The 242-nt window shown below is 35.1% G+C and carries 1 protein-coding gene; it reads left to right on the forward strand.

Going from position 1 to position 242, the window contains the following annotated elements:
• Window positions 1-242, forward strand: a 242-nt coding sequence (locus tag ACRHOC_RS15045; protein WP_431159430.1) for a hypothetical protein, incomplete at both ends; no start/stop codon positions are given.

A 242-nucleotide genomic window follows, 5' to 3' on the forward strand; every position in this document is an offset into this window, starting at 1 on the left:
AATCTGTGCAAGAAGATGGGCCAGAACAGCCCTTACTGAGATTTAAAGATGGGGACACTGGATCTGGTGGATTATTAGATGAAGAAGTGGTCTTTGATGAAAACAGTGAAGTATTAAGAACTAAAAAGGAATCCTTTTCTGTTAAAACAACAATTGATTGTACCCCAGATCTTTTAGATACAGGTTATAGTGAGAACGTTAATATCGAAGTTATAAATAAACCTGGAGATAATGGCTATTTT

Origin of the sequence: Winogradskyella poriferorum, assembly GCF_050618035.1 — a bacterium.
Classification (GTDB): Bacteria; Bacteroidota; Bacteroidia; order Flavobacteriales; family Flavobacteriaceae; genus Winogradskyella; species Winogradskyella poriferorum_A.